General features: G+C 36.9%; 2 protein-coding genes and 2 tRNA genes. All 4 read right to left on the bottom strand.

Going from position 1 to position 4935, the window contains the following annotated elements:
- Positions 1-66 precede the first annotated feature (66 nt).
- Complete coding sequence (locus Q4546_RS18920; protein ID WP_303446840.1) at positions 67-3126, bottom strand: DEAD/DEAH box helicase family protein; 3060 nt, start codon at positions 3124-3126, stop codon at positions 67-69.
- The gene (locus Q4546_RS18915; protein ID WP_102520175.1) at positions 3050-3643 is read right to left on the bottom strand and encodes a bifunctional 2-polyprenyl-6-hydroxyphenol methylase/3-demethylubiquinol 3-O-methyltransferase UbiG; all 594 of its coding nucleotides are present in this window, start codon (positions 3641-3643) and stop codon (positions 3050-3052) included. The genes Q4546_RS18920 and Q4546_RS18915 overlap by 77 nt, the downstream gene beginning before the upstream one ends.
- Positions 3644-3929: 286 nt before the next feature.
- A tRNA-Trp gene (locus tag Q4546_RS18910) sits at positions 3930-4006 on the bottom strand.
- Positions 4007-4686: 680 nt separating this feature from the next.
- A tRNA-Asp gene (locus tag Q4546_RS18905) sits at positions 4687-4763 on the bottom strand.
- Positions 4764-4935: the final 172 nt, after the last annotated feature.

Genomic DNA, 4935 nt, shown 5'->3' with positions numbered 1-4935 from the left:
CATGAGTATCTGCCTATCCTTGACTCTCTATAGAGTACGTGTTAATAAGCAGTTACACAAAATTAGTTACAGTCTCATCAATGTGTATTTACCTTGTGATTGCTTAATTACTTTTCTAAGTAAATACTGCGGTTCCCCTATATCATCTAGTAACTCAATTGCTAGGATTTGATTTGAGATTGAGCCAGCACTAACTGGCGTGATCCATTCAAATAGCAATAGGTCACCATCAAGTATGGGGGATTTCCCACCATTCATTGAGTTACCTGATGCTTTTGCAATGAAGTGTTTATCTGGGTTATTTGTTCCGTATTCTGTGGGGATTTGTATAAAACTTACCTTATCAGCCGTACTGGTTTTAAAGTGACCGCAAGCAATTTTAAGATCTTCAAAAAACGGTAATGAAACTAGGTTTTGATTGTCGAGTTCTGCCTCAAGATTTGGCAGGTTTAAAGTAGCGATATCTTCTTTGGTGATTGTCATATCAAGCTTATTGTAATAATGGCTAAGATCCTCCCGCATTTGAGTGGTAATCGCGCTCAAATCTGATTGTTTGAGTTTGTCCCATAACACGGTATCAAATGCGATCAAATTCAACTCTTGGCACTGATAAAAGAAACGCTTACGTTCGAATTTTTCAAATGGATTGATAAGAATATTACGCTTGATATACGCCGAATCCAATAAATTTTCACTGATATTAAGTGGGTTACCGCCTTTCTCTGCTTTACCATATTTACTCAATAAAGATTCATAGAAACCTGCATATAAACCAGCAACTACATCTAAATCCAATTCGCCTTGTTTATTACAGTGGTTCGCCATGACAATAAGCAAAATAATTTTGTATGAGAAAGTATAATCACGTTTTTCAATAAACTCGATAAAGTCAGCCTTTCGAGTATCCTGTGTTCTAAGTGGAATATTTTTGGTGATTCTTATTTTTTCTAGCTGTTCGAAGCTAAAGTAATTAAGATTTTTACTACCAAATGGAATCGTTTTATCGGCAACCAAATCACCTTTTTTCATCCAAGCTTTTACTGTACCTGTTGAAATAAATAGCTCTCTAGCTAGCTGCTCTTCATTTAGTAGGTCACTAAACTCTTTTTCAAAATTAAAGATATTAATCGGTTCGATTCTTCGCTCCGACTCCCATAATCCATCTAAAATAATTAATTCATTCTGAGATGTCCCTTGAACATCTTTTACCAGATCACCAAAAGGTTGATAGTGACTCAAATTAAATAAGCCATGTAATGACCAAGGTGTAATAGCTGCTCCATAACTATCAACCACATCAATTACATATAGCGCTTCTTTGCCTGGATAATTTCGTGTTCCTCGTCCTAATTGCTGGGTATAAAGTACTTTCGACATTGTTGGCCTAGCCATAACAAGAATACTGGTTTGAGGCGAATCCCAGCCTTCGTTTATTAAATCGCAAGCACATAGCATTTGAACCTCACCCCTATGATATAAATCTAGGCCAGTACGTTCCTTACCACTTACCGAAGCCGCTTTTATACCTGATTGATTTAATAGCTTGGCCATTCTTTGGGTGTGTTTAATATCGACACAAAACACTATGCCCTGCTGTGTGCTGATAGATTGTGCTTGTTGATTAAAAAAGTATTTAAGTAAAACATCTGCAATCAGTTGGTCACGCGAAGGGATGATCACAGTTTTCTGTAAATCGGTTTTAACGAATTCTTTGCCGTTAAATCTTACCTTCGAAAAATCAATATTTGATTCTAATCTGAAAGCTCGAATTTGCGGCACTAACTTTTTCAAAATAGCTTGTTCTAAGGTCATCTCAACTTCGTAATGACCAAAAATATCGCTCAGAGAGCGCTTATCAAGACGCTCATCCGTAGCAGTTAAGCCCAAAAGACTCTTAGGAGAAAAGTAATTTAAAACTTGGCGTAAACCATCTGCAGCAGCTCTGTGCGCTTCATCAATAAGAATATAATCGAAATGGTTTCTAGCGAGTTTACGATAATGCCGTAATACATAGGCACTAGTTTGCACTGTAATATCGAGTTGTGAATTGTTAAGTAACTCACCAACCCTTATCTCTGGAATTTGTGCCTCTAACCTTTTAATTAGCTGCATTTTTAGCGCAACTGTCGGCACAACAGCTAACACTTGTTTGGCATTGGATTGCTGTAATTGCTGCCTAACATCTTCAATAAACACTTCTGTTTTACCCGAACCAGTAGGCAGTACTACTAAAAATCTATTCTGGCCTGCTTTTCTTTTTTCAATTAGGGTGTTTACAGCATCCTGTTGATGGGCATATAAACTAAAATCAACGGAACGTTCAGCTCTATATAATGGAGATTTTAAGAAATGTTCAGATTGGCCAAAATAATCTTTCATTTGGTCTTCAAATTTAAAAGAATCACTCATGCCCCTATCTGACCAGCGATATACAAGGTAACCATCATTTACTAATGAGTTTTGTTTAAATAGTTGCGATCGATATTGCTTCTGAGAGACTATCCGAGATAAGGGATGATGATAGGTTTCACCATTTAGCTCTATCGCTATAGGTGATGTTTTACGATGCAAAATGTAATCAATAAATCGCTTATGTCCTTGCCTATCAATATAAGGAGCTTCCGCTTGCAAAGCATGTATAGATGCTGGCCCAAACACACTCTCAAATATTTCTGCAAACTTAAATTCGGGGGGAGTAGGATCGATATGTTGTTCCTCACGATTCGAGCCAAACTTTTTTAGTTCTATGCTCTCAATTTCGGAGGATAAAAAGTGGCTTATATCATCAATTAACTGCTGTATTTCAAGTGCACAAAAACGGAGTAACCCTTGATAATGGTGCATCAGCTGATTCTGATAGCTAGTGTAATCAACATAATGAAAATCAGAAGGTTGAAGGGAATATAATGAATTATCGACCAAAATTGCTGAAGGCTGATTCCGCAAATTAGAATCATTATTGCCGATAAAAGTATATAAGCGGCCAACATCAACCACATTTTCTAACTTATACCCAAAACTAGCTAAAACCTGATCAACTGCAATCCCATCAAGCCCCATTGCGATCGCCTTTAATAAGAATTGCATTAAGCCACTTTTCATCCTGTCGGTCAGGCCGAGCATCATCAGTGATCCAACTTTTTACAACATTAAAATCACTTCCATCTATGAAATCGTTAAGCCTTTTTTCATCTGCATTCGTGAAATAACGCCCGCCTCTCTCTACATCGCTAACACCATACTTAAAAGAACAATAAAGATAACCACCATCCCTTAAACTTCTAGATAAATTAGCGAATGAAGCTGGCAGTAAATTACTAGCTACATGTAATAAAGAGGCGCAAGCCCAAATACCATCAGCCAATGATGAAGCTTTAAAACAATCAAAAGTGTTTAGTTCAACATCAATCCCCGTTAGTTCAGATGCTTTTAGCACTAAACTCTCACTTGCATCAAATGCACTCACTTCGAAGCCTTGCTTTAAAAAATACAAGCTATCTCGTCCGCTTCCGCAGCCAGCATCAATAATATGACCATTCGGCTTTAATAGAGGAATGAAGATTTCGTACAAAAGGGATAAATCTACATTGACGGTATCATTATAAAATGATTCAGCATTAATGTTATAAAAGTTATTTATCATAGGCTTGGATTGTATAAGCAATTTTCAACAGACTATCATAAGCAGCAAGATATATTGTATTTCTGCATCAAGCAACTTAACTCATAGCAAATATTAATTGAGAAAGGTAATTGAAATTGAAGGCTGACACGTTAATCGAATAAATGTTTAAACTAACTTATTGATGTTGGACTTTGAACGTTAAATAGCAATCAACATATCACTTTTGTTAATATTCAAAAATAATTAAATTGATTAAAAGCCAGAAAAGACAAAGGCCTAGCATTTCTGCTAGGCCTTCTAAATTTGGCAGGGGTAGCAAGACTCGAACTCGCAACCATCGGTTTTGGAGACCGCTGTTCTACCAATTGGAACTATACCCCTGTTGACGGAATGCATTATGCTAAAACCACTGCGAAAGGTAAAGCATTATTTATCACAAACGTACTGACTGTGGGTTTTTCAGCCAAATTAAGCAATTTATAATCTACTTTGCTATTTTGGCAATGCGAAGCTCACTTACATACGGTATTTACATGATGTCGGATCACATACTCTTCTTAAACAGTTACGTAACTGAGCTTAAGGAGACTTACAAATGACTTGCTTGAGTACAAGCAGCACAATTACCAATCGCAACGAATAGTCGCTTATAAACACTTACAAGTGGTATGAACTGCATTTAGAGCTATTGCCCTTCACCAGTTTAGAACTAAAGTCTTTAATAGGTCATAACGGCTTAGGTGAAACGGCTTTAGATATCGTTAAAACCTAACGCTTCGAGTTTGAGAAACAAGCTAAGAATTTACGATTTAGCATAAGTGAGAGGAAATATAACAATTTACAACAGTAGTAACATCAACAAAGTTGAACAATAAACACTCAAATTAATGATTTTAAAATACTTCATAGTTATTTAATTAATCTAAAAAGTAAAAATATCACCATTGCTGACATCTGGAATAAATGCTTAATATTAAAACTAAATATCATCATAGAATGATGATATTTATTCGACGCAACGAAAAAAGCCTCATCTTTCGATGAGGCTTTGGTCTTTATGTTGGCGGAGCGGACGGGACTCGAACCCGCGACCCCCGGCGTGACAGGCCGGTATTCTAACCAACTGAACTACCGCTCCTTTAGTAAATTGCTTACGCAGTATACTAAATTCTTTTAAAGTCGCTAACGTGTCAAAGTTAGTAGACTTGCTCTTTCGAGCTTCTCTTACGAGAAATTAGGCGCTTGGCGATGACCTACTTTCACATGGGGAGACCCCACACTATCATCGGCGCGATTGCGTTTCACTACTG

Source organism: Shewanella sp. 4_MG-2023 (genome assembly GCF_030548015.1).
Lineage (GTDB): Bacteria > Pseudomonadota > Gammaproteobacteria > Enterobacterales > Shewanellaceae > Shewanella.
This window is presented reverse-complemented; position numbering and strand designations above follow the sequence as displayed.